Source organism: Pseudomonas sp. HT11 (genome assembly GCF_044875395.1).
In the GTDB taxonomy this organism is placed as follows: domain Bacteria; phylum Pseudomonadota; class Gammaproteobacteria; order Pseudomonadales; family Pseudomonadaceae; genus Aquipseudomonas.
On the sequence record NZ_CP173217.1, the window covers coordinates 2,598,003 to 2,622,372 of the forward strand.

At 65.6% G+C, this 24,370-nt stretch carries 2 protein-coding genes; both read left to right on the top strand.

Annotated elements, in window-relative coordinates; genetic code table 11:
• Positions 1–125: 125 nt before the first annotated feature.
• Positions 126–13,031: an amino acid adenylation domain-containing protein gene (locus tag ABWL43_RS12125; protein ID WP_404487860.1), complete on the top strand. Its 12,906-nt coding sequence runs from the start codon at positions 126–128 to the stop codon at positions 13,029–13,031.
• Positions 13,028–24,352, top strand: coding sequence for an amino acid adenylation domain-containing protein (locus tag ABWL43_RS12130; RefSeq protein WP_404487861.1), 11,325 nt, complete (start codon positions 13,028–13,030; stop codon positions 24,350–24,352). Before ABWL43_RS12125 ends, ABWL43_RS12130 begins: the two co-directional genes overlap by 4 nt.
• Positions 24,353–24,370: the final 18 nt, after the last annotated feature.

Here is a 24,370-nt window from a genome sequence, read left to right on the forward strand (position 1 = left end):
CTGCCGGAAGCCTCTTCAGGCTTGCGGCTGCGCCTGCTTTTTACAGGCGCCCAGCACACCCGATCCTAACGGCAGCTGAAAACGGACTTTCTCCTTCACCGTGACTTATCAGGCAGGTTACCCCCATGCAGTTCAGCGAATTATTGGCAGCGATTTCCACCCACGCGATCCGTCTGCAACTGGAAGAAGGCGACCTGATCATCCTGGGCGACGACGAAGCGCTGGATGATGCGCTGTGGGATCAACTGATCGCGCACAAGCCGCGCTTGCTGGAGTGGGTGGCCGAGCAGGGCGGCGACTGGCTGAGCCCGGCCTACCGCATTACCCCGGACATGCTGCCGCTGGTCAGCCTCGACCAGCCGGCCATCGACCGTATCGTCGCGGCCATCCCCGGCGGCGCGGCGAATGTGCAGGACATCTACCCGTTGGCGCCGCTGCAGGAAGGCATGCTTTACCATCACCTTTCGGCGCAGCAGGGCGACCCTTACGTGCTGCACGCGCAGTTTGTGTTCGACAGCCGCGCACGCCTGGACGCCTTTGCGCAAGCGTTGCAATGGGTCATTGACCGTCACGATATCCTGCGCACCTCCATGGCGTGGGAGCGCCTCGACGAGCCGCTGCAAGTGGTATGGCGCAAGGCAAACCTGGTCTGCGAACAAGCGCACTTCAAGGGCGGCGACGCCCTGGCCCAGTTGCTCGCGCGCTATGACGCACGCACCTACCGCATGGACCTTGGCCAGGCGCCGCTGTTGCGCCTGGTGTTTGCCGACGACCCGGCCAACAGTCGGGTGGTGGCGATGCTGCTGTTCCACCACACCATCCTCGACCACACCGCCCTTGATGTGGTGCGCCATGAAATCCAGTTGTACCTGTCCGGCGAGCAAGCCCAGGCGGGTGCGCCGGTCGCGTTTCGCGGCTACATCGCCCAGGTGCGCCACGGCGTCAGCGAGCAGGCGCACGAGGCGTTCTTCCGCGACATGCTGGCCGATATCGATGAGCCGACCTTGCCCTTCGGCTTGCAGGATGTGCAAGGCGACGGGCAGGGCATCGACGAGGCACGCATCGCCGTGGACAGCGCCCTCAGCCGGCGCCTGCGCAGCCTGGCGCGACCATTGGGCGTGAGCGTGGCGAGCATGATGCACCTGGCATTGGCGCGTGTATTGGGCGTGGTGTCCGGTCGTGACGCGGTGGTGTTCGGCACGGTAATGCTTGGCCGTATGGGCGCAGGCGAGGGCGGTGAACGGGCCCTGGGCATGTTCATCAATACCTTGCCGTTACGCGTGGATGTGGGCGAGCAGGGCGTGCGCGCCGGGGTCAAGGCCACCCATGCGCGTCTGACGGCTTTGCTCAACCACGAACATGCGTCCCTGGCCCTGGCTCAGCGTTGCAGTGGTGTGGCGGCGCCGACGCCGCTGTTCAGCGCCATGCTCAATTACCGTCACAGCGCCGCTACCGATATGGCCGCTGTCATCGACGTGGCCGAAGGCATCCAGGTGCTCGGCGCCGAGGAGCGCACCAATTACCCGCTGACCGTCAACGTGGATGACCTGGGCGAAGATTTTGCACTGACGGTGATGGTCGATGCCGCCATCGGCGCACAACGTGTCGCGGCTTACCTGCATACCGCGCTGCACAGCCTGGCCGATGCGTTGGAGCAGCGACCGGATCAGCCGCTCAGCGGCCTGAACATCCTGCCTGACACCGAGCGCCACCACCTGCTGCACCGCCTCAATCAAAGCCCCGCGCACTACGCCGACACCGCCCTGATCCATCAGCAAGTCGAAACCCATGCCGCCGCCCGGCCCGAAGCCATCGCCGTGCGCTTCGACACGCAGCGCCTGACCTACCGCCAACTCAATGAACGCGCCAACCAAGTCGCGCACCGTCTGCTTGCGCAGGGTGTGCGCCCTGATAACCGCGTGGCGATCTGCGTTGAACGTGGCCCCGAGATGATCATCGGTCTGTTGGGCATCCTCAAGGCCGGCGCCGGTTATGTGCCGATTGACCCGGCTTACCCGCTGGAACGCATCGCCTACACCCTGGCTGACAGCGAACCGCTGGCCGTGCTGGTGCAAGCCAACACCCGCCACCTAGTGGGCGAGCTGGCGCAGATCGACCTCAACAGCCTGCGTGGTGAGTCCATCGTCAACCCGCGCATCGCTCTCAGCCCGGCGAGCCTGGCCTACGTGATTTACACCTCAGGCTCCACCGGCCTGCCCAAAGGCGTGATGATCGAACATCGCCAGGTCGCACGGCTGTTCACCGCCACTGACCACTGGTTTGGTTTCAACCGCAATGATGTATGGGCGCTGTTCCATTCCTTTGCGTTCGACTTCTCGGTGTGGGAAATCTGGGGCGCGCTGATGCACGGCGGCCAATTGCTGATTGTGCCGCAATTGGTCAGCCGTTCGCCGGATGAGTGCTACGCGCTGATCTGCGACGCGGGCGTGAGCATTCTCAACCAGACGCCCAGCGCGTTCCGCCAGTTGATTGCGGCCCAAAGCGCCCAGTCGCACTCCTTGCGTCAGGTCATTTTCGGCGGCGAAGCCCTTGAGCCGGGCATGCTCAAGCCGTGGTACGCCCGCGCCATCAACGCCGGTACGCAACTGGTCAATATGTACGGCATCACCGAAACCACCGTGCACGTGACCTATCGCGCGCTGGAGGCCGCGGACGCGCAGTTGGTCGGCGTCAGCCCGATTGGCGTGCGCATTCCCGACCTGCAGCTGTACGTGCTGGATGAGCGTCGCGAGCCGTTGCCGTTTGGCGTGGTCGGCGAGCTGTACGTCGGCGGCGCCGGGGTGGCGCGGGGTTACCTCAACCGTGACGCGCTGAATGCCGAGCGTTTCCTGGCCGACCCGGCCACCGGCCTGCGCATGTACAAGACCGGTGACCTCGGCCGCCTGCTGGCCGACGGCAGTGTCGAGTACCTGGGCCGCAACGACGACCAGGTGAAGATCCGTGGTTTCCGTATCGAGCTGGGCGAAATCCAGGCGCGCCTGGCCACCGCCGACGGCGTGCGTGATGCGGTGGTGATTGCCCGTGAAGACGCACCGGGCGACAAACGCCTGGTGGCCTACGTGATCGCCGAGCGTGAACTGGGTGCTGCCCAGCTGCGTGATCACCTGCTGCTCAGCCTGGCCGAGTACATGGTGCCCAGCGCCTTCGTGCTGCTGGATCACTTCCCGCTGACCACCAACGGCAAACTTGACCGCAAGGCCTTGCCCGCACCGGACGCCGACGCGCTGGCGCGGCGTGACTATGCCGCCCCGCAAGGCGCGGTTGAAGTCGCCATCGCCAGTATCTGGCAGCAGTTGTTGAAGCTCGACAAGGTTGGCCGCGACGATAATTTCTTTGAACTCGGCGGCCACTCGCTGCTGGCGGTCAAGCTGATCGAACGCATGCGCCAGGTGGACTTGAGCTGTGATGTGCGCGTGCTGTTCGGCCAACCCACGTTGGCCGCACTGGCCGCAGCAGTGGGCGGGCAGCGGGAAGTGCAGGTGCCGGCCAACCTGATCGTCGACCCCTGCGCGCGCATCACGCCGGACATGCTGCCTCTGGTGGCCCTGGACCAGGCCGCTATCGACCACATCCTCGAAAGCGTGCCTGGCGGCATTGCCAACGTGCAGGACATCTACGGTCTGGCGCCGTTGCAGGCCGGTATTCTTTACCACCACCTGGCAACCACCGAGGGCGATCCCTACGTGTTGCAGGTGCAGTTGCGCTTTGCCGACCAGGCGGCGGTGGATGCGTTTATCCAGGCGCTGCACAGCGTAATTGAGCGCAACGACATCCTGCGCACCGGGATTGTCTGGGAAGGTCTGGATGAACCGGTGCAGGTGGTGCTGCGCCAGGCGCCCTTGGCGGTTGAGCGCATTGACGCGCACGGCCTTGATGCACTCGCGCAACTGCAGCAACGCTTCGATCCACGCCATTATCGCCTCGACCTGTCGCGCGCCTCACTGATGCACTTTGGCTACGCCGAGCAGCAGGGCGGTTACGTCGGCATTCTGCTGCTGCACCACATCCTGCTCGACCACACAGCCTTGCAAGTGCTGGTCGAAGAAATGAGTGCCAGCCTTGCCGGCACCAGCGCGCAGCTGGCGGACGCGGTGCAGTACCGCAACTACGTGGCCCAGGCGCGCTTGGGCGTGACGCAGGCGCAACACGAAGCCTTCTTCAGCGACATGCTGGGCGATATCGACGAGCCGACGCTCGCGTTCGGTTTGCAGGATGTGAATGGCGATGGCAGCGGCATCGTCGACGCACACCTGCCACTGGAGCTGGCACTCAGTCACGGCCTGCGCGAACAGGCGCGGCAACTGGGCGTGAGCACCGCCAGCCTGGTGCACCTGGCCTGGGCCCAGGTGTTGGCCCAAGTCTCCGGCCAGCAGGACGTGGTGTTCGGTACCGTGTTGCTGGGCCGTATGCAGGGCGGCGAGGGCGCCGACCGTGCGCTGGGGATGTTCATCAATACCTTGCCGCTGCGCGTCAGCCTCGGCGCCGTCAGCGTGCAAGCCGGCGTGCGCGCCACCCACGCGCGCCTGGCGCAGTTGCTTGGGCATGAGCATGCCTCGCTGTCGCTGGCACAGCGTTGCAGCGGCGTATCGGGTTCATTGCCGCTGTTCAGCACGCTGCTCAATTACCGCCACAGCGCGCCGGGTGAAGCCCCGGGAGACAGCCCGTTTGCCGCGTCCGGGATCGAGATTCTCAGTTCGCAAGAACGCAGCAACTATCCGCTGGTGTTGAACGTCGATGACCTGGGCAGCGGGTTTTCCCTGACCGTGCAGGGCGTGAACAGCCTGGATGTACAGCGCGTGGGCGCCTACATGCTCACCGCGTTGAGCCATCTGGTGACCGCGTTGCAACAAGCGCCGACCACGCCCTTGCAGGCCGTGTCGATCCTGCCGGCTGCCGAACGCCACCAACTGTTGGTGGCTTTCAACGCCACCGCGCGCGACTACCCGTCGCAGCTCACCGTGCACCAACTGTTCGAAGCTCAGGCGCTGGCCCGTCCCGACGCAGTGGCGGCGGTGCAGGGCGCGCTGTCGTTGAGTTATCGCGACCTCAATCGCCGTGCCAACCGCTTGGCCCATCACCTGATCAGCCAGGGCGTGCAGCCGGGCGAAAGCGTGGCGATCGCACTGCCGCGCTCGCTGGATTTACTCGTGTGCCAACTGGCGATCCTCAAGTGCGCAGCGGTGTATGTGCCGCTGGACGTCAATGCGCCGGTCGAGCGCCAGGCCTTCATGGTGCAGGACAGCGGCGCGCATCGCGTGCTCAATACCCTGGCCGACCTGAACCTGGACGCGCAGTCGCCGCGCAACCCCGACCTGGCCCAGTCGGCGCAAAGCGTGGCGTACATCATGTACACCTCCGGCTCCACCGGTGCACCCAAAGGAGTGCAAGTGCCGCACCGTGCGATCTCGCGCCTGGTGCTGAACAACGGCTATGCCGATTTCAATGAGCGCGACCGCGTGGCGTTCGCCTCCAACCCGGCCTTCGATGCCAGCACCCTCGACGTGTGGGCGCCGTTGCTCAACGGCGGTTGTGTGGTGGTGGTCGAGCATGCGGTGCTGCTGTCCCAGGCGGCGTTTGCCTCGCTGTTGCAGGAGCAAGCCGTCAGCGTGTTGTGGATGACCGCAGGCCTGTTCCATCAATACGCCGATGCGTTGCTGCCGGTGTTCCGCCAACTGCGCTACCTGATCGTCGGCGGCGATGTGCTCGACCCGCAGGTGATCAGCCGTGTGCTCCAGCACGGCAAACCCCAGCATCTGCTCAATGGCTATGGCCCGACCGAGGCCACCACGTTCTCCACCACCTTTGAAATCACCGCGCCGGCTGCGGGCAGCGTCCCGATTGGCCGCCCCATCGCAAATGCCCAGGCCTACGTGCTCGACGCACGCCAGCAACCGCTGCCGCTGGGCGTGGTTGGCGAGCTGTATATCGGCGGCGCCGGGGTGGCCAACGGGTATTTGAACCAGCCGCAATTGACGGCGGAAAAATTCATCCCCAACCCCTTCGGCGAAGGCCTGCTGTACCGCACCGGCGACCTGGCCAGCTGGCAGGCCGACGCTACCTTGCTGTACCAGGGGCGTAACGACCTGCAAGTCAAGATCCGCGGTTTTCGTATCGAGCCGGGCGAAATCGAAGCCTGCCTGGCCGCGTTCCCCGGCGTAAAAGACGCGGTGGTGCTGGCCCGCGAAGACGAGCCGGGTGACAAGCGCCTGGTGGCGTATTACACCGCCCAGGCACCCTTGGACATCCAGGCACTGCGTGCTCATCTGCAAGGCCGGTTGCCGGACTACATGGTGCCGTCGGCCTACGTGTGGCTGGCACTGTTGCCACTGACCGCCAACGGCAAGCTCGACCGCAAGGGCTTGCCCGTACCGGATCAGAGCGCGCTGCTCAGTCGCGGTTACGAGGCGCCGGAGGGCGAGGTGGAAACCTTGCTGGCGCAGATCTGGCAGGACGTGCTCAAGCTCGAGCGTGTCGGCCGGCATGACCATTTCTTCGAGTTGGGCGGGCATTCCTTGCTGGCCGTGAGCCTGATTGAGCGCATGCGCCAGGTGGGCCTGAGCGCGGATGTGCGTGTGCTGTTCAGCCAGCCAAGCCTGGCGGCGCTGGCAGCGGCAGTCGGCAGCGGGCGTGAGGTCGAGGTGCCGGCCAATGGCATTCCAGCCGGCTGCACCCGGATAACGCCGTCGATGCTGACCCTGGTGCAACTCGACCAGGCAGCGATCGAGCGCATCGTCGCCACGGTGCCGGGTGGCGCGGCCAATGTGCAGGATATTTACCCGCTCGCGCCGCTGCAGGAAGGCATTCTTTATCACCATATCAGCGCCGAGCAGGGCGACCCGTACTTGCTGCAGTCGCGTATGGCGTTTGACAGCCTTGAGCGTTTGCACGCCTTCATGGGCGCGCTGCAACAGGTCGCGGCCCGTCACGACATCCTGCGCACCGGCGTGGTCTGGGAAGGTCTGGACAGCCCGGTGCAAGTGGTCTGGCGCGAGGCCCGCCTGGTGGTGCAAGAGGTTGTTCTGGACCCGGCTGACGGCGGCGTCATCGAGCAACTGCACGAACGTTTCGATGCCCGCCACTATCGCCTGGACATCACCCAGGCGCCGCTGCTGCGCATGGTCTATGCCCAGGACCCGGCGAATAATCGGGTCGCGGCGATCCTGTTGTTCCATCACCTGGCGCTCGACCATACCGCCATGGAAGTGGTCGGCCAGGAGATGCGTGCGTTCCTGTTCAACCAGGCCGAGGCACTGCCCGACGCTGCACCGTTTCGCAACTACGTGGCCCAGGCGCGCCTTGGTGTCAGCGTGGCGGAGCACGAGCACTTTTTCCGCGACATGCTCGCCGATGTCGATGAGCCGACCTTGCCCTTTGGCGTGCAGGACGTGCAGGGCGACGGCCGCGCGATCGAAGAGGCCGAACAGCCGCTGGACGCCGCGTTGGCAATGCGGGTGCGTGAACAGGCGCGGGTGCTGGGGGTCAGTGCGGCCAGCCTGATGCACCTGGCGTGGGCGCAAGTGCTGGGGCTGGTGTCCGGGCGTGATGAGGTGGTGTTCGGCACGGTGCTGATGGGGCGCATGCAGGCGGGTGAGGGCGCTGACCGTGCGTTGGGCATGTTCATCAACACCTTGCCGCTGCGCGTCGATGTCGCGTGCGCTGCTGCTGCGGCCGTCAAGGCCACGCATACCCGCTTGAGCGCGCTGCTGGGGCACGAGCATGCGTCGCTGGCCCTCGCCCAGCGTTGCAGCGGCGTACCGACGGCCGTGCCGTTGTTCAGCGCCTTGCTCAATTACCGTCACAGCAGCCCCGGCGAAATGGCCCGCGATGGCCATGGCATCTGGGAAGGCGTGCAACTGCTGGGCGGTGAGGAGCGCAGCAATTACCCGCTGACCCTCAGCGTCGATGACTTCGGCACAGGCTTTGGCCTGAGCGTGCTGGCACTGCCGCAGATCGGCGCCCAGCGCCTGTGTGGCTACATGCACCGCGCCGTGGAGCAGTTGGTCGCGGCGTTGGAAAGCGCGGTGAGCACCCCGCTTAATCAATTGCCAGTGCTGCCGCCGGCAGAGTGCGAAACCCTGCTGCGCGAATTCAACGCGACGGCCGCGGACTTCCCGACCGGGCACACCGTGCACGGCGCCTTCGAAGCCCAGGTCGAACGTCAGCCCCACGCGATTGCCGTGCAGCAGGACGGCGAAGTCCTGACCTATCAGCAGCTCAATCAACGCGCCAACCAGGTGGCCCATCACCTGTTGACACTCGGCGTGCAGCCGGACGACCGCGTCGCGATCTGCTGTCGCCGTGGCCCGCACATGCTGGTCGGGCTGCTGGGCATTCTCAAGGCCGGCGCCGGCTACGTGCCTGTCGACCCGGCTTACCCCGCCGAACGTATCGCCTACCTGCTGCAGGACAGCACGCCGGTAGCGGTCTTGGCCGAGGCAAGCACCCGTGACCTGCTGGGCACGCACGCCACTGTCGACCTGTTCGACGAGTGCTTGCGGCACCACGCCGTCAGCAACCCGCAGCTGGTCGGCCTGACGCCGGCGCACCTGGCTTACGTGATCTACACCTCCGGCTCCACCGGCCAGCCCAAAGGCGTGATGGTGGAACACCGCACCGTGGAAAACCTGGTGCACTGGCATTGCGAGGCCTTTGGCCTGGACGCGCGCAGCCACACCAGCAGCGTCGCCGGGTTTGGCTTTGACGCGATGGCCTGGGAGGTCTGGCCGGCACTCTGTGCAGGCGCCACCTTGCACGTGCCGCCCGCGAAGGTCGGCAATGAAAACATCGACGAATTGCTCGCCTGGTGGCTGGAGCAGCCATTGGACGTCAGCTTCCTGCCCACGCCAGTGGCCGAGTACGCCTTCAGCCAGAACCTGCACCACCCGACCTTGCGCATCCTGTTGATCGGCGGTGATCGCCTGCGCCAGTTCACCCAGGAGCGGCGCTTTGCGGTAATCAACAATTACGGGCCTACCGAGGCCACGGTGGTCGCCACCTCCGGCCGTGTGCGCGCCGGGCAGGCGCTGCATATCGGCCGGCCCATCGCCAATGCCAGCGTGTACGTGCTCGACGCACAGTTGCGCCCGGTGCCAGTGGGTGTCGCCGGTGAGCTGTATGTGGGCGGCCGTGGCGTGGCGCGGGGGTATTTGAACCGCCCGCAGATGAGCGCCGAACGTTTCCTGCAGGACCCGTTCAACCCTGGGCGGATGTACCGCACCGGTGACCTGGCGCGTTGGCTGCCCGACGGCAATATCGAGTACCTGGGCCGTAACGACGACCAGGTCAAAGTGCGCGGCGTGCGCGTCGAACTCGGTGAAATCGAAAGCCGCCTGGCCGCGCTGGACGGTATCGCTGAGGCCGTGGTGCTGGTGCGCGAGGGGCGTCTGGTGGCCTGGTTCACCGAACACTGGCCGCTGGCGATTGAAACCTTGCGTGCGCAACTGCAGCAACAGCTGCCCGACGCGCTGGTGCCAGCGGCCTACGTCAGGCTCGACACGCTGCCGCTGACCGCCAACGGCAAGCTGGACCGCAAGGCCTTGCCGCAACCTGATCAAGCCGCGTTGCTGAGCCGCGACTACGCAGCGCCGGAAGGCGCGGTGGAAACCACCCTGGCGCGGATCTGGGCTGAGGTGTTGCAGGTGGAGCAAGTCGGCCGGCATGACCACTTCTTCGAACTGGGCGGCCATTCGTTGTTGGCGGTCAGCCTGATTGAACGCATGCGCCAGGTCGGCCTCAGTGCTGACGTGCGTGTGCTGTTCAGCCAGCCCACCCTCGCGGCGTTGGCCACCGCCGTGGGCAGTGGCCGCGAAGTGCAGGTGCCGGCCAACCGCATCGCCGCCGACTGCCAGCGCATCACCCCGGACATGTTGCCGTTGGTGGAGCTCGACCCGTCAACTCTCGACGACGTCGTCAGCCGCGTACCCGGCGGCGCTGCCAATGTGCAGGATATTTACCCGCTGGCGCCGTTGCAGGAAGGCATTCTTTACCACCACATCACCGCCGAGCAGGGCGACCCGTACCTGCTGCAGTCGCACTTGGCGTTCGACAGCATTGAGCGCCTGAACGCCTTCGCCCAGGCGCTGCAACAGGTCATCGATCGCCATGACATCCTGCGCACCGGCGTGGTCTGGGAAGGCCTGGCGCAACCGCTGCAAGTGGTGTGGCGCAAGGCTGAACTGCCGCGTGAAGAGCTGCACCTGCAAGGCGATGTACTGGCTGGCCTGCATGAGCGTTTCGATGCGCGACGCTATCGCCTGACGCTCAGCCACGCGCCGTTGATCAGCCTCAAGTACGCCCGGGACCCGGCCAACCAGCGGGTAGTGGTGGTGTTGCTCTACCACCATATCGCCCTCGACCACACCGCATTCGACGTGGTGCTGCGCGAAATGCAGGGCCACTTGCTCGGCCACGCAGCGCCAACAGCGGCGCCGATGCCGTACCGCAACTACGTGGCCCAGGCGCGTCTGGGCGTAAGCGAGCAGGAACATGAAGCGTTCTTTCGCCAGATGCTCGGGGACGTCGATGAACCGACCTTGCCGTTCGGTTTGCAGGATGTGCGCGGCGACGGCAACGCGATCGAAGAACACTGCCTGCGCCTGGACAATGACCTCAACCGTCGGCTGCGCGCCCAGGCGCGCTTGCTGGGCGTGAGCACGGCGAGCCTGTTCCACCTGGCGTGGGGCCAAGTGCTGGCGGCCACCTCGGGTCGCCACAGCGTGGTGTTCGGCACGGTGCTGGTGGGTCGCATGCAAGGCGGCGAGGGCGCCGACCGCGCGCTGGGGGTGTTCATCAATACCTTGCCGCTGCGCCTGGACATCGACGCGCAAGGTGCGCGCGCTGCCGTGCGAGCCACCCATGCACGGCTTACCGCGCTGCTGGGGCACGAACACGCGTCGCTGGCGCTGGCCCAGCGCTGCAGCGGCGTGGCGGCCCCGGCGCCGTTGTTCAGCTCGATGCTCAACTACCGCCATCGGGGCGCCGCCACGCGCTCGGCCGAGGCGCAGCAGGCCTGGGAAGGCATGCAGACGCTGATCAACGACGGGCGCACCAACTACCCGCTGACCTTGAACGTGGATGACCTGGGCGATGGTTATGACGTCACCGCCCTGGCGCAAATCGACGCGCAACGCGTGTGCGGTTACATGCAGACCGCTTTGTCAGGGCTGGTTGAAGCCCTCGAGCAGGCGCCGCATCAGCCGCTCAATCGCCTGCCGATTATGGGCAGTGAGGAACGGCAAAAGCTGCTGGTGGAATTCAACGCCACCGACGTCAACTACGACCTCGACCAAACCCTGCACGGCCTGTTCGAAGCCCAGGTCGAGCGCACGCCGCAGGCCGTGGCGGTCAAGTCCGGCGATCAGCAGTTGACCTACAGCGCGCTGAACGAACGCGCCAACCGCCTGGCCCATCACCTGCGTGAACTCGGCGTGCAGCCGGATTCGCGCGTAGGCATCTGCGTGGAGCGTGGCCTGGACATGGTCATCGGCCTGTTTGCGATCCTCAAGGCCGGCGGCGGTTATGTGCCGCTGGACCCGGCCTATCCTCGCGAGCGCCTGGCCTACATGCTGCAAGACAGCGCGCCGGTGGTGGTGCTTGCGCAAGGCGCCACCCGCGCGTTGCTGGGCGAGGTGCCGGTGATCGACCTGGACCACGCCACCTGGCAGCACCAGCCCGCTGGCAACCCCCGCGTGCCAGGCCTTACCGCCCGGCACCAGGCCTATGTGATCTACACGTCCGGCTCCACCGGCCAGCCCAAAGGCGTGATCAACGAGCACGCCGGGGTGGTCAACCGCCTGCTGTGGATGCAGGACGCGTACGGTCTTACGGCCAGTGATAGCGTGCTGCAGAAAACCCCGTTCAGCTTCGACGTGTCGGTGTGGGAGTTCTTCTGGCCGCTGTTTACCGGCGCACGCCTGGTCATGGCGCGCCCGGGTGGCCATAAAGAGCCTGAGTACCTGTGCGAAGTGATCGAGGCCGAACAGATCACCACACTGCACTTTGTGCCCTCGATGCTTGACGTGTTCCTGGCCCACGGCGATGTCAGCCAGGCGGCCGGGCTGGTGCGCGTAATGTGCAGCGGCGAAGCCTTGCCGGGCAGCCTGGTGCGGCGCTTCAAGCAGCAACTGCCGGGCATCGGCCTGTACAACCTGTATGGCCCCACCGAAGCGGCCGTGGACGTGACCGCCTGGAACTGCGCGCGTCCCGAGGTGCCGGACAACACGCCGATCGGCAAACCGATTGCCAACACGCGCATGTACCTGCTGGATACGCAATTGCAGCCGGTGCCATTGGGCGTGGTCGGCGAGCTGTTTATCGGCGGCGTGCAAGTGGCGCGTGGCTACTTGAATCGCCCCGAGCTGACTGCCGAACGCTTCCTCAAGGACCCCTTCACCCATGGGCGCCTGTACCGCACCGGCGACGTTGGCCGCTACTTGCCCGACGGCAATATCGAGTACCTGGGCCGCAACGATGACCAGGTGAAAATCCGCGGCCTGCGCATCGAGCTGGGGGAAATCCAGGCGCGACTGCTCGAACATGCGCAGGTCAACGAGGCTGCGGTGGTGGCCCGCGAGGACCGGTTGGTCGCTTATTACACCGGCGTACCTACCGACATCGAGCAGCTGCGCGCGCACCTGCTGCAGCACCTGCCGGACTTCATGGTGCCGGCGCTGTTCATGCACCTTGACGCGCTGCCGCTGAGCCCCAACGGCAAGCTCGACCGCAAGGCCTTGCCTGCGCCGGGCATGGACGCGCTGATCGTGCGCGAGTACGCGGCGCCGCAGGGTGACACCGAAATCCTCCTGGCCAGGCTGTGGGCCGAGCTGCTCAACGTCGAGCGGGTCGGGCGCCATGACAACTTCTTTGAACTGGGCGGGCACTCGCTGCTCGCCGTGAGCTTGATCGGACGCCTGCGCCAGGAAGGCCTGGAAGCCGATGTGCGGGCGCTGTTCGAACAGCCGACGCTGGCCGGCTACGCCGCCATAACCGAACGAATGGAGATCGTCCTGTGAGCATTTCTGAGCTGTTGGCGACGCTGAAAACCAAGGATGTGCAACTGGCGCTCAAGGGCGAGCAGTTGTCGGTGCAGGGCAATAAACAGGCGCTGAGCGACCCGGCGATTCTTGCCGCGTTGCGCGAGCACAAGCCGGCGTTGATTGAGTTGATCAAGGCCGGCGAGTATTCGCCGACCAAGGCCGGTGAAGTGACGGTGCCGGCCAATGGCATCCCGGCGGGCGCCGAGCGCATCACGCCGGCCATGCTGACCCTGTCGAGCCTGAGCCAGGACGAGATCGACCGCATCGTCGCCACCGTCGATAGCGGCGTGGCGAATATCCAGGATATCTACCCGCTGGCGCCGTTGCAGGAAGGCATTCTGTTCCATCACGTCAGCGCCGAGCAGGGCGACCCGTACGTGATGCAGTCGCAGTTTGCGTTCGACAGCCTGGCGCGTTTTGAGGCCTTCGCCCACGCCCTGCAAAACGTGATGAACCGCCACGACATCCTGCGCACCGGCGTGGTCTGGGACGGGTTGCAGGAACCGTCGCAGGTGGTCTGGCGCCAGGCGCAATTGCCGGTGCAGGTGTTGGAACTGGACCCGGTTGACGGCGATATCGCCGCGCAGCTGCATGCGTTGTTCGATGCCCGCCACTATCGCCTCGACGTGACCCAGGCGCCGTTGCTGCGCCTGGTGCGTGCCGAAGATCCGGCCAATCAACGCATTGTCGCGACCTTGCTGTTTCACCACATGGCCCTCGACCACAGCGCCCTGGAAGTGGTGTGCCATGAAATGCAGGCGTGCCTGCTGGGGCAGGGCGCAGCGCTGGGCCAGGCGGTGCCGTTTCGCAACTATGTGGCGCAGGCGCGGCTGGGGATCAGCGAGCAGGAGCACGAAAGTTTCTTCCGCCAGATGCTCGGCGACATCAGCGAGCCGACCTTGCCATTTGGCCTGCAAGACGTGCAAGGCGATGCCCGCGGGATTGCCGAAGTCAGCCTGCCATTGGCGCCGGAGCTGGGCCAGCGCTTGCGTGCGCAGGCCCGGCAACTGGGCGTGAGCGCCGCCAGCCTGTTTCATATGGGCTGGGCGCAGGTGCTGGGCGTGCTGGCCGGTAAAGAGCATGTGGTGTTTGGCACCGTATTGATGGGCCGCATGCAGGGCAGCCATGACACCGATCGGGCACTGGGCATTTTCATCAACACGCTGCCGTTTCGCGTGGACGTGGGCGCCGAAGACGTGCGCGCTGGGGTCAAGGCCACCCACGCGCGGCTGACCACCTTGCTGCGCCACGAACACGCCGCATTGGCCCTGGCCCAGCGCTGCAGCGGCGTGGTCGCGCCGACGCCGCTGTTCAGCGCGTTGCTCAACTACCGCCACAGTGCCCCGGCCGCCAGCGCTGCCGCCGTGTCGGCCTGGCAAGGTATCGCGGCGCTCAGCGCCGAAGAACGCACCAACTACCCGCTGACCTTGAGCGTGGATGACCTCGGCGAAGGCTTTGCCCTGAGCTTGCTCGCCAGCACCCAGGTGGACCCGCAGCGCGTCTGCGCCTACCTGCAAACCGCGCTGGAAAACCTCGTGACTGCACTGGAGCAGGCGCCACAGACTCCGCTCAATCAGGTCTCGGTCGTGCCCGCCGCTGAGCGACAACAACTGCTCGAGCAGTTCAACGCGACCCACGCCGACTTCCCTCAAGGCACCACGCTGCACGGGCGTATCGAAGCTCAGGCGGCCTGCACGCCCGAGGCCATCGCCGCCGTGCAGCAAGGCCGCCAACTGACCTACGCCGAACTGAACCAGCAAGCCAACCTGTTGGCCCATCACCTGCTGGCGCTGGGGGTCAAGCCCGACGACCGCGTGGCCATCGTCGCCCGCCGTGGCCTGGATACCCTGGCCGGGTTGCTGGCGATCCTCAAGGCCGGCGCCTGCTATGTACCGGTGGACCCGTCCCACCCGGCCGAGCGCCTCAATTATTTGCTCACCGACAGCGCGCCGGTGGCAGTGCTGACGCAACAGGCGCTGCTGGAGCGACTGCCCGCGCTGCAAGTGCCGGTGATCAACCTGGACCGCTTCACCTGGCAGCATCATTCGGCGAGCAACCCCACGGTCGATGTCACGCCCGCTAACCTCGCCTATGTGATTTACACCTCCGGTTCCACTGGCTTGCCCAAAGGCGTGATGGTCGAACACCACACCGTGGCCAACCTGGTGGACTGGCATTGCCGCGCCTTTGACCTGTGTGCCGGGCGCCACACCGCCAGTGTCGCCGGTTTCGGCTTTGATGCGATGGCCTGGGAAGTGTGGCCGGCGCTGTGTGTCGGCGCGACCCTGCACCTGCCGCCGGCCAATGACGGCACCGAAGACATCGACGCCTTGCTCGCGTGGTGGTGCGCGCAGCCGTTGGACGTGTGCTTTTTGCCCACGCCGGTGGCCGAGTACGCCTTCAGCCAACAGATCGAACACCCGACCTTGCGCACCTTGCTGATCGGCGGTGATCGCCTGCGCCAGTTCGCGCGGGTCCAGCGTTTTGAGTTGATCAATAACTACGGGCCCACCGAGGCCACGGTGGTCGCCACGTCCGGCAAGGTGGAGGCGGGCCGGCCACTTCATATCGGCAAGCCTGTTGCGAATGCCACGGTGTACTTGCTCGATGAGCAGCAACGGCCGGTGCCGCTGGGGGTTGCCGGCGAGCTGTATGTGGGCGGCAAAGGCGTGGCGCGCGGTTACCTCAACCGTCCGGAGCTGACGGCCGAGCGCTTCCTGCAAGACCCATTCAACGCTGGGCGCATGTACCGCACCGGCGACCTGGCGCGCTGGCTGCCGGACGGCAATATCGAGTACCTGGGGCGTAACGACGACCAGGTGAAGATCCGTGGCGTGCGCATCGAGCTGGGCGAGATCGAAACCCAACTCAACCAATTGCCGGGTATTCAGGAAGCGGTGGTGCTGGTCCGTGAGGACCGGCTGGTGGCGTATTTCACCGAAACCCCGTCGTTCGCTCCGCTGGCCGTTGGCGATATCCGCGCCCACCTGGTGGCGCATCTGCCGGACTACATGGTCCCGGTTGCCTACGTGAAGCTTGAGGCATTGCCGCTCACCGCCAACGGCAAACTCGACCGCAAGGCCTTGCCCGCGCCAGACATGGCTGCGGTGTTTACCCGCGAGTACGAGGCGCCCCAGGGCGAGATCGAAAGCGTGCTGGCGCAGATTTGGGCCGATGTATTGCACGTGGCGCGCGTCGGGCGTCGCGACCATTTCTTTGAATTGGGCGGGCACTCGTTGCTGGCAATGCGCATGGTTTCCCAGGTGCGGCAGCGTCTGGGTGTCGAGCTGATCCTCGGCGACCTGTTTGCCAATGCCGAGCTGGCGGCGGTCGCCGAAGTCCTGGCCCAATCGGGGCGCAGCACCTTGCCGGATATTCTCCCGGCCAGCCGCGATGAACCCGTGCCACTGTCCTTCGCCCAGCAGCGCTTGTGGTTCGTGGCACTGATGGAAGGCGCCAACACCGCCTATAACATCCCCATTGGCCTGCGCCTGCGTGGGCAATTGCATGTGGAGGCGCTGCAACGGGCGCTGGCGCGGATTGTGGCGCGCCACGAAACCCTGCGCAGCCGCTTTGCCCAGCACGGCGACGACGCCCAGGTGCTGATTGTGCCGGCCGAAGACGTGCTGCCGCTGCAAGTGCAGGACCTGCGCCGCCACCCGCAACCCCAGCAGGCGCTGGATGCGTTGATCCACGGCGAAGCCTCGGCGCCCTTCGACCTGGAGCGCGGTCCGCTGCTGCGCGGGCGGCTGGTGGTGATGGCCGACGATCACCATGTGCTGTTGCTGACCTTGCACCACATCGTCTCCGACGGTTGGTCGATGGGCGTGCTGACCCGCGAGCTGATGGCGCTGTACCAAGCCTTCAGCCACGGCCTGCCCGACCCGTTGCCGCCGCTGGCGATCCAGTACGGTGACTTCGCCGTGTGGCAACGGCTGTGGCTGAGCGGCGAGGTGCTGCAGCGCCAGAGCAGCTATTGGCAGCAGGCGCTGGCGGGCGCGCCGGCCTTGCTCACGTTGCCCACCGACCGCCCGCGCCCGGCGCAGCAGGATTACGCCGGCAGCAGCGTCGAAGTGCGCCTGGATGAACGCCTCACCGCCGGGCTCAAGGCCTTGAGCCAACGCCATGGCACCACGCTGTACATGACCTTGATGAGTGCCTGGGCCTCGTTGCTGGCGCGGCTGTCCGGGCAACACGACCTGGTGATCGGCTCGCCGGTGGCCAACCGCACGCGCAGCGAGGTAGAAGGGCTAATCGGCCTGTTCGTCAACACGCTGGCAGTGCGCATCGACACCTCCGGCGAGTTGAGCACCGAGGCGCTGCTGGCGCGGGTCAAGGCGCTGACGCTGGAAGCCCAGGCCCATCAGGACCTGCCGTTCGAACAGGTGGTGGAAATCACCCGGCCGCCGCGCAGCCTGGCCCACAGCCCGTTGTTCCAAACCCTGTTGACGTGGCAGGACAGCAGCGCACCGACCCTGGCATTGGGCGACCTGGCCCTGGAAGGCATCGTCGAAAACAGCCACTTTGCCAAATTCGACCTGTCGCTGAACCTTGGCGAAGTGCAGGGCAGCATTCTTGGCGCGCTGGAATATGCCGTGGCGCTGTTTGATGAGTCGACCGTGCAGCGTTACGTCGGCTACTTCACCCGCGTGTTGCAGGCGATGGTCGAGAACGACCAGGCGGTGCTTGAGCATGCATCGCTGATCGATGACCGTGAGCGTCAGCAGCTGCTGTTTGAGTTCAACGCCACCGAGGTCAATTACAACCTCGACCAGACCCTGCACGGGATGTTCGAGGCGCAGGTCAAGCGCACCCCGGACGCGATTGCGGTCAAGGCCGGCGAACGGCAACTGACCTATGCCCAGTTGAATGGGCAGGCCAATCAGTTGGCCCATCACTTGCTGGCGCTGGGTGTGCAGCCGGATTCGCGGGTGGCTATTTGCGTGGAGCGCAGCCTGGAAATGGTCGTGGGCCTGTACGCCATCCTCAAGGCGGGCGCCGCGTATGTGCCGCTGGACCCGGCTTACCCGCTGGAGCGTATTGCCTACATGCTGCAGGACAGTGCGCCAGCAGTGGTGTTGGCTCAAGGCTCCACGCGCGAGTTGCTGGGCGCGGTGCCGGTGGTCGATCTGGACCACCCTTGCTGGCAGCATCAGCCGCTGGATAACCCGACTGCAGTGGGCGTGACGGCGTATGTGATCTACACCTCCGGTTCCACCGGCCAGCCCAAGGGCGTGATCAACGAACACGCCGGGGTGGTCAACCGCCTGCTGTGGATGCAGGACGAATATGGCCTCGAGGCGCAGGACTCGGTGCTGCAGAAAACCCCGTTCAGCTTCGACGTGTCGGTGTGGGAATTCTTCTGGCCGCTGTTGACGGGCGCGCGGTTGGTGATGGCGCGCCCTGGCGGGCATAAAGAGCCCGAGTACCTGTGCGATGTGATCGAGGCTGAGCAGATCACCACGCTGCACTTTGTGCCGTCGATGCTGGACGTATTCCTGGCCCATGGCGATGTGCGCCAGGCGGACGGGCTGGTGCGTGTGATGTGCAGCGGCGAAGCCCTGCCGGGCAGTCTGGTGCGGCGCTTCAAGCAGCAGTTGCCGAACAGTGAATTGCACAACCTGTATGGCCCGACCGAGGCGGCGGTGGATGTCACGGCATGGAATTGCACGGGCGCGGTGACGCCGGACAATACGCCAATCGGCAAGCCCATTGCCAACACGCGCATGTACCTGCTCGACAGCCAGTTGCAGCCGGTGCCGTTGGGGGTGGTCGGCGAGTTGTTTATCGGCGGCGTGCAAGTGGCGCGCGGTTATCTGAATCGGCCTGAGCTGACGGCCGAGCGTTTCCTGAATGATCCGTTCACCCGCGGGCGCATGTACCGCACCGGTGACGTCGGGCGCTACTTGCCGGACGGTAATATCGAATATTTGGGCCGCAATGATGACCAGGTGAAGATCCGCGGTTTACGCATCGAACTGGGCGAGATCCAGGCCCGCCTGACCGAGTATCCGTCGATCAATGAAGCGGCCGTTATCGCCCGCGAGCAACGCCTGGTGGCCTACTACACCGGCGCGCACTGCGAAATCGACGTGCTGCGTAGCCATCTGCTGCACCACTTGCCGGAGTTTATGGTGCCGGCGATTTTCGTCCATCTCGACGCCTTGCCACTGAGCCCCAACGGCAAGCTCGACCGCAAAGCCTTGCCGGCGCCAGGCCTGGATTCGGTGGTGGTGCGCGAGTACGAGGCGCCCCAGGGAGATACCGAAATTGCCCTGGCCAGCCTGTGGGCCGAGCTGCTCAACGTGGAGCGGGTGGGCCGTCACGACAACTTCTTCGAGTTGGGCGGGCACTCGTTGCTGGCCGTGAGCCTGATGGGGCGCATGCGCCGCCTTGGGTTGTCGGCGGATGTGAAGGTGCTGTTTGCCCAGCCGACCCTGTCGGCGTTGGCGGCGGCGCTGGGCAGCGGGCGTGAGGTGGCGGTGCCGGCCAATGGCATCGCGCCCGGCTGCACGCACATCACCCCGGACATGCTGCCCCTGATCCAGCTGGATCAGCCGGCTATCGAGCGCATTGTCGCCCGCATCCCCGGCGGGGCGGCCAATGTGCAGGATATCTACCCGCTGGCGCCGTTGCAGGCCGGCATTCTCTATCACCATCGCGCCGTACTCGAGGGCGATGCGTACCTGCTGCAGGCGCAGTTTGCGTTCGATAGCAGGGCGCGCTTGCAAGCCTTTGCCCAGGCGTTGCAGGCGGTGATCCAGCGGCATGATGTGCTGCGTTCCTCTTTCCATTGGGATGGCCTTCATGAGCCGGTGCAGGTGGTTTGGCGTGAAGCCTCGTTAAGCGTCGAAACAGGGCCGTTGCCGTCGCGCCTCGACCTGGCTCAAGCACCGCTGATGCGCCTGGTTTACGTGCAGGAACCGCAACGCGTGGTGGCGACCTTGCTGTTTCATCACCTGGTGATGGACCACATCGCGCTGGACATCCTGCAGCACGAAATGCAGGCGTTTCTGTTGGGGCGCGACGCGGCGTTGGGCGCTGCAGTGCCGTACCGCAATTACGTGGCCCAGACCCGTTTGGCGGTTAACGATCACGAGGCGTTTTTCCGCGACATGCTCGGTGAGATCGACGAGCCCACCGAGGTCGAAAACCTGGGTGTCGATGAACAAGCGCAGCTGACCATCGACCCTCAGTTGAGCCAGCGCCTGCGCACCCAGGCCCGTCAAGCGGGCGTGAGCCCCGCCAGCCTGATGCACCTGGCCTGGGCCCATGTGCTGGGCAAGGTCAGCGGCCGCGAGCGTGTGGTGTTCGGTACCGTGATGCTTGGCCGTCTGCAGGGCGGCGAAGGCGCCGAGCGCGCCATGGGCGTGTTCATCAACACCTTGCCGTTGCGGGTCGATCTGGGTGAGCACTCGGTGCGTACGGCGTTGCGTGCGACTCATGCACGCCTGACCCAACTGCTCGGCCATGAGCACGCGCCGCTGGCGCTGGCCCAGCGTTGCAGCGCCGTGCCGGTGGCGACGCCGCTGTTCAGCGTGCTGTTCAACTACCGCCACAGCGCGGCGCAAACCGGCGGTGTGGCGCAGGCCTGGCAGGGCATCGAGTTGCTCAAGGCCGAGGAGCACACCAATTACGGGCTGTCGGTGAGTGTCGATGACCTCGGCGACGGGTTCAGCGTGCACGCCATGGGGCCGGGTGCCCGACGTTTGTGTGGCTACCTGCACCATGCACTTGAACACGTGGCGCATGCGCTGGAGCACAACCGTGAAATCGCCATCAGCCGCCTGCCCATACTGCCCAGCGCCGAAGTCCAACAGCTGGCGGGCTTCAACGCCACCGCGCGTGCATTCCCCCGCGAGCACACGGTGCAGCGCCTGTTCGAAGCCCAGGCGCAGGCGCGGCCTGACGCGGTGGCGGCGTTGCATGGCGAGCAGGCAGTGAGCTACGGCCAATTGAACACCCGCGCCAATCGCCTGGCCCATCACCTGATGAGCCTGGGCGTGCGTCCCGCCGATAACGTGGCGATCCTGCTGCCGCGCTCGCTCGATCTGCTGGTCAGCCAACTGGCGGTTCTCAAATGCGCGGCGGCCTATGTGCCGCTGGATATCCACGCGCCCGCCGAGCGCCAGGGCTTTATGCTGCAGGACAGCGGCGCGAGCTGGCTGCTGACCCGCAGCGACGCGTCCATCGATTACGCCGCCCGGCGTCTGGACCTGGACACCCTGGCCCTTGACCCGCAACCGAGCCACAACCCGGACCTGTCACAAGCCTCGGACAGTGTGGCGTACATCATGTACACCTCCGGTTCCACCGGTACGCCCAAGGGTGTGTTGGTGCCGCATCGCGGTATCACGCGGCTGGTGCTCAACAACGGCTACGCCGACTTCAATGCGGCCGACCGCGTTGCCTTCGCCTCCAACCCGGCGTTCGACGCCAGCACCATGGACGTGTGGGGCGCGTTGCTCAACGGCGGGCAGGTACAGGTGATCGACCACGCGACCTTGCTCGACCCGGCCGCGTTCGGCAGTGCGCTGCACGGCGCGACTGTGCTGTTCGTCACCACGGCGCTGTTCAACCAGTACGTGCAGCTGATTCCGCGCGCGCTGGCCGGCTTGCGCATGTTGCTCTGCGGCGGCGAGCGCGCCGACCCGGCGGCGTTCCGCAGCCTGTTGGCGCAGGCGCCAGGGCTGCGTTTGGTGCATTGCTACGGGCCGACGGAAACCACCACCTATGCCACCACCTATGAAGTGCAGGCGATTGACGATGACGCCGACAGCGTGCCCGTCGGCCGGCCGATTTCCAACACGCACATTCACGTGCTGGATGCCTGGTTGCAGCCGGTGCCGGTGGGGGTGACCGGTGAGATCTGCATCGGCGGCGACGGCGTGGCCAGGGGATATTTGAACCGCCCTGAGCTGACCGCTGAAAAGTTTGTCGACGATCCCTTCAACGCCGGTGCCCTGATGTACCGCACCGGTGACCTAGGTCGCTGGACCCAGGAGGGTTTGCTGGAGTGCATCGGACGCAATGACGACCAGGTGAAAATCCGTGGTTTTCGCATTGAGCTGGGCGAGATCGAAGCGCGCCTGGCGAGCTTTGCGGGTATTCAGGACGTGGTGGTGCTGGCGCGTGAGGACGTGCCGGGTGACAAGCGCCTGGCGGCTTACTTCACCTGGGCTGCCGAACCTGTTGACCTCGACAGCGTGCGGGCGCACCTGCAAGGCCAGCTGCCGGACTACATGCTGCCATCGGCCTATGTACCGCTGGCGCATTTGCCGCTGACGGCCAATGGCAAGATCGACCGCAAAGCCTTGCCGGTTCCGGCGCTGGACGCGTTGAATCGGCGTGATTTCGAAGCGCCTGGCGATGCGCTGGAACAGCAACTGGCCAACCTGTGGGCTGAAGTCTTGAAGCTGGAGCAGGTTGGGCGCCATGACAGCTTCTTCGAGCTGGGCGGGCATTCGCTGCTGGCAATCCGGCTGGTCAACCTGATGGAAGAGGCCGGGTTGCAGGTGTCCCTGGCCGAGCTGTTCCAGCATGCCAGCGTGGCTGGCGTTGCGGCGATGCTGCAGCAGCGCACGCAGGCGCCGGCGCGCGAGACGTCGGTGATTACCGTGCGCAGCAGCGGCTCGCAGCCGCCGCTGTTTCTGCTGCATGAGTTCAGTGGCATGGACGTGTACTTCCCGGCGCTGGGCCAGCACCTGCCCGGCGACTATCCCATTTATGGCCTGCCGGGCGCAGCGCTTGGCGAAGTGCATCTGAACACCATGGAAGGCCTGGCCGCGCGCCTGGTCGGGTTGATTCGGCGCATCCAGCCTCACGGGCCATACCGGCTCGCGGGCTGGTCGTTTGGCGGCGTGCTGGCCTACGAAGTGGCGATGCAATTACTCGGGCTGGATGAGGCGGTGGCCTTCCTCGGTTTGATCGACAGCTACGTGCCGCGCATGACCGATCAGGGCAAGGCGCGCTGGAGCGGGCCGGATGCGCTCAAACGGCATTTGCTGTTGCAGTGCACGGCGTATTGGAAAGCACAGGGAGGTGTGGATGAGCTGGCGAGCCTTGAATACTTGGAGGCGGGCATTGGACAGCTGGACTTTGCGGGTCTGCTGCAACGCTGTCGCGATCAAGGTTTGCTATACGCGCAAATGGCAGCGGCTGCGGACGCGGACCTCTTGAGTTTTATCGAGCGGGAGGTCGGGCATGGGCATGCGCTGGCGCATTACAGCCTGTTCCCGTTGCCGGTCGCGGTGCATTTGTTCAGCGCGCAAGAGCGGCCCACCGAGTTGTCGCGGCGCAGTGTTTCGCTGGGTTGGGAGGACGCGTTGGCGCCTGGGCAGTTGCGCCGGGTGCAGGTGCCAGGTGATCACCAGAGCATGATGCAGGCGCCGCATATTCAGGCGCTGGGGCGGGCGATGAGCGAGGCGTTGGCCGTGTGTTCGCCGGTGGCGCAAGTGGCGCACCAACCGCTGCTGCGCATTCAGAGCGGGCGGGCAGGGTATGCGCCGGTATTCTGCGTACCGGGCGCGGGCGATAGCGTCACCGGCTATGTGGGGTTGAGCGAGGCGCTGGGGCGTGACTGGCCGCTGTTCGGCTTGCAGCCGCGCGGGTTGGATGGCCAGGCGGTGCCGCATAGCCAGGTCGAAGCGGCGGCGCAGTGTTATCTGGCGGCGCTTGCACAGGAGTGCCCGCAAGGCCCGGTGCACCTGGTGGGGCACTCGTTTGGCGGCTGGATCGCGTTGGAGATGGCGCTGCGGTTGCAGGCGATGGGCCGTGAGGTGGCGTCGTTGACGGTGATTGACAGCGAAGCGCCGGGCGGCACCGGGCGGCCTTACACCACCACGGCGGCGTTGTTGCGGTTGATCGAGGCGATGCAATTGGCCGCCGGCAAGTCGCTGGGTATCGACCGCGCGGACTTTGCCGAGCGTGATGAAGTGGCGCAGCGCCAATGGCTGCATGCGGGCATGGTGGGCGTGGGGCTGTTGCCGGTGCGCTCTGCGGTGGATGCCATGGACGGGCCGGCGCGTACCTATGCAGCGGCGTTGCGCACGGTGTATCAGCCGCATCAGCGTTACAACGGCGTGGTGCGGTTGGTGTTGGCCGAGGACCCTTCGCTGGATGCGGCGGGCAATCAGCGCGAACAGAGCCTGATGATTGAGGGATGGCGACGGCAGGGCAGCGGGCTGGAGGTTTGGTATGGGCCGGGGAACCACTTTACGTTGCTCAAGGCGCCGAATGTTCAAGGGTTGGCACGGTGGTGGCGTGAGGGTGTGGTGATTGGGGAGGTGGTGTCGTGAGCGGCATACACCGATCTG

Coding starts and splice junctions, on each gene's coding strand:
- ABWL43_RS12125 (WP_404487860.1), top strand. CDS start 126: ATGCAGTTCAGCGAATTATTGGCAGCGATTTCCACCCACGCGATCCGT.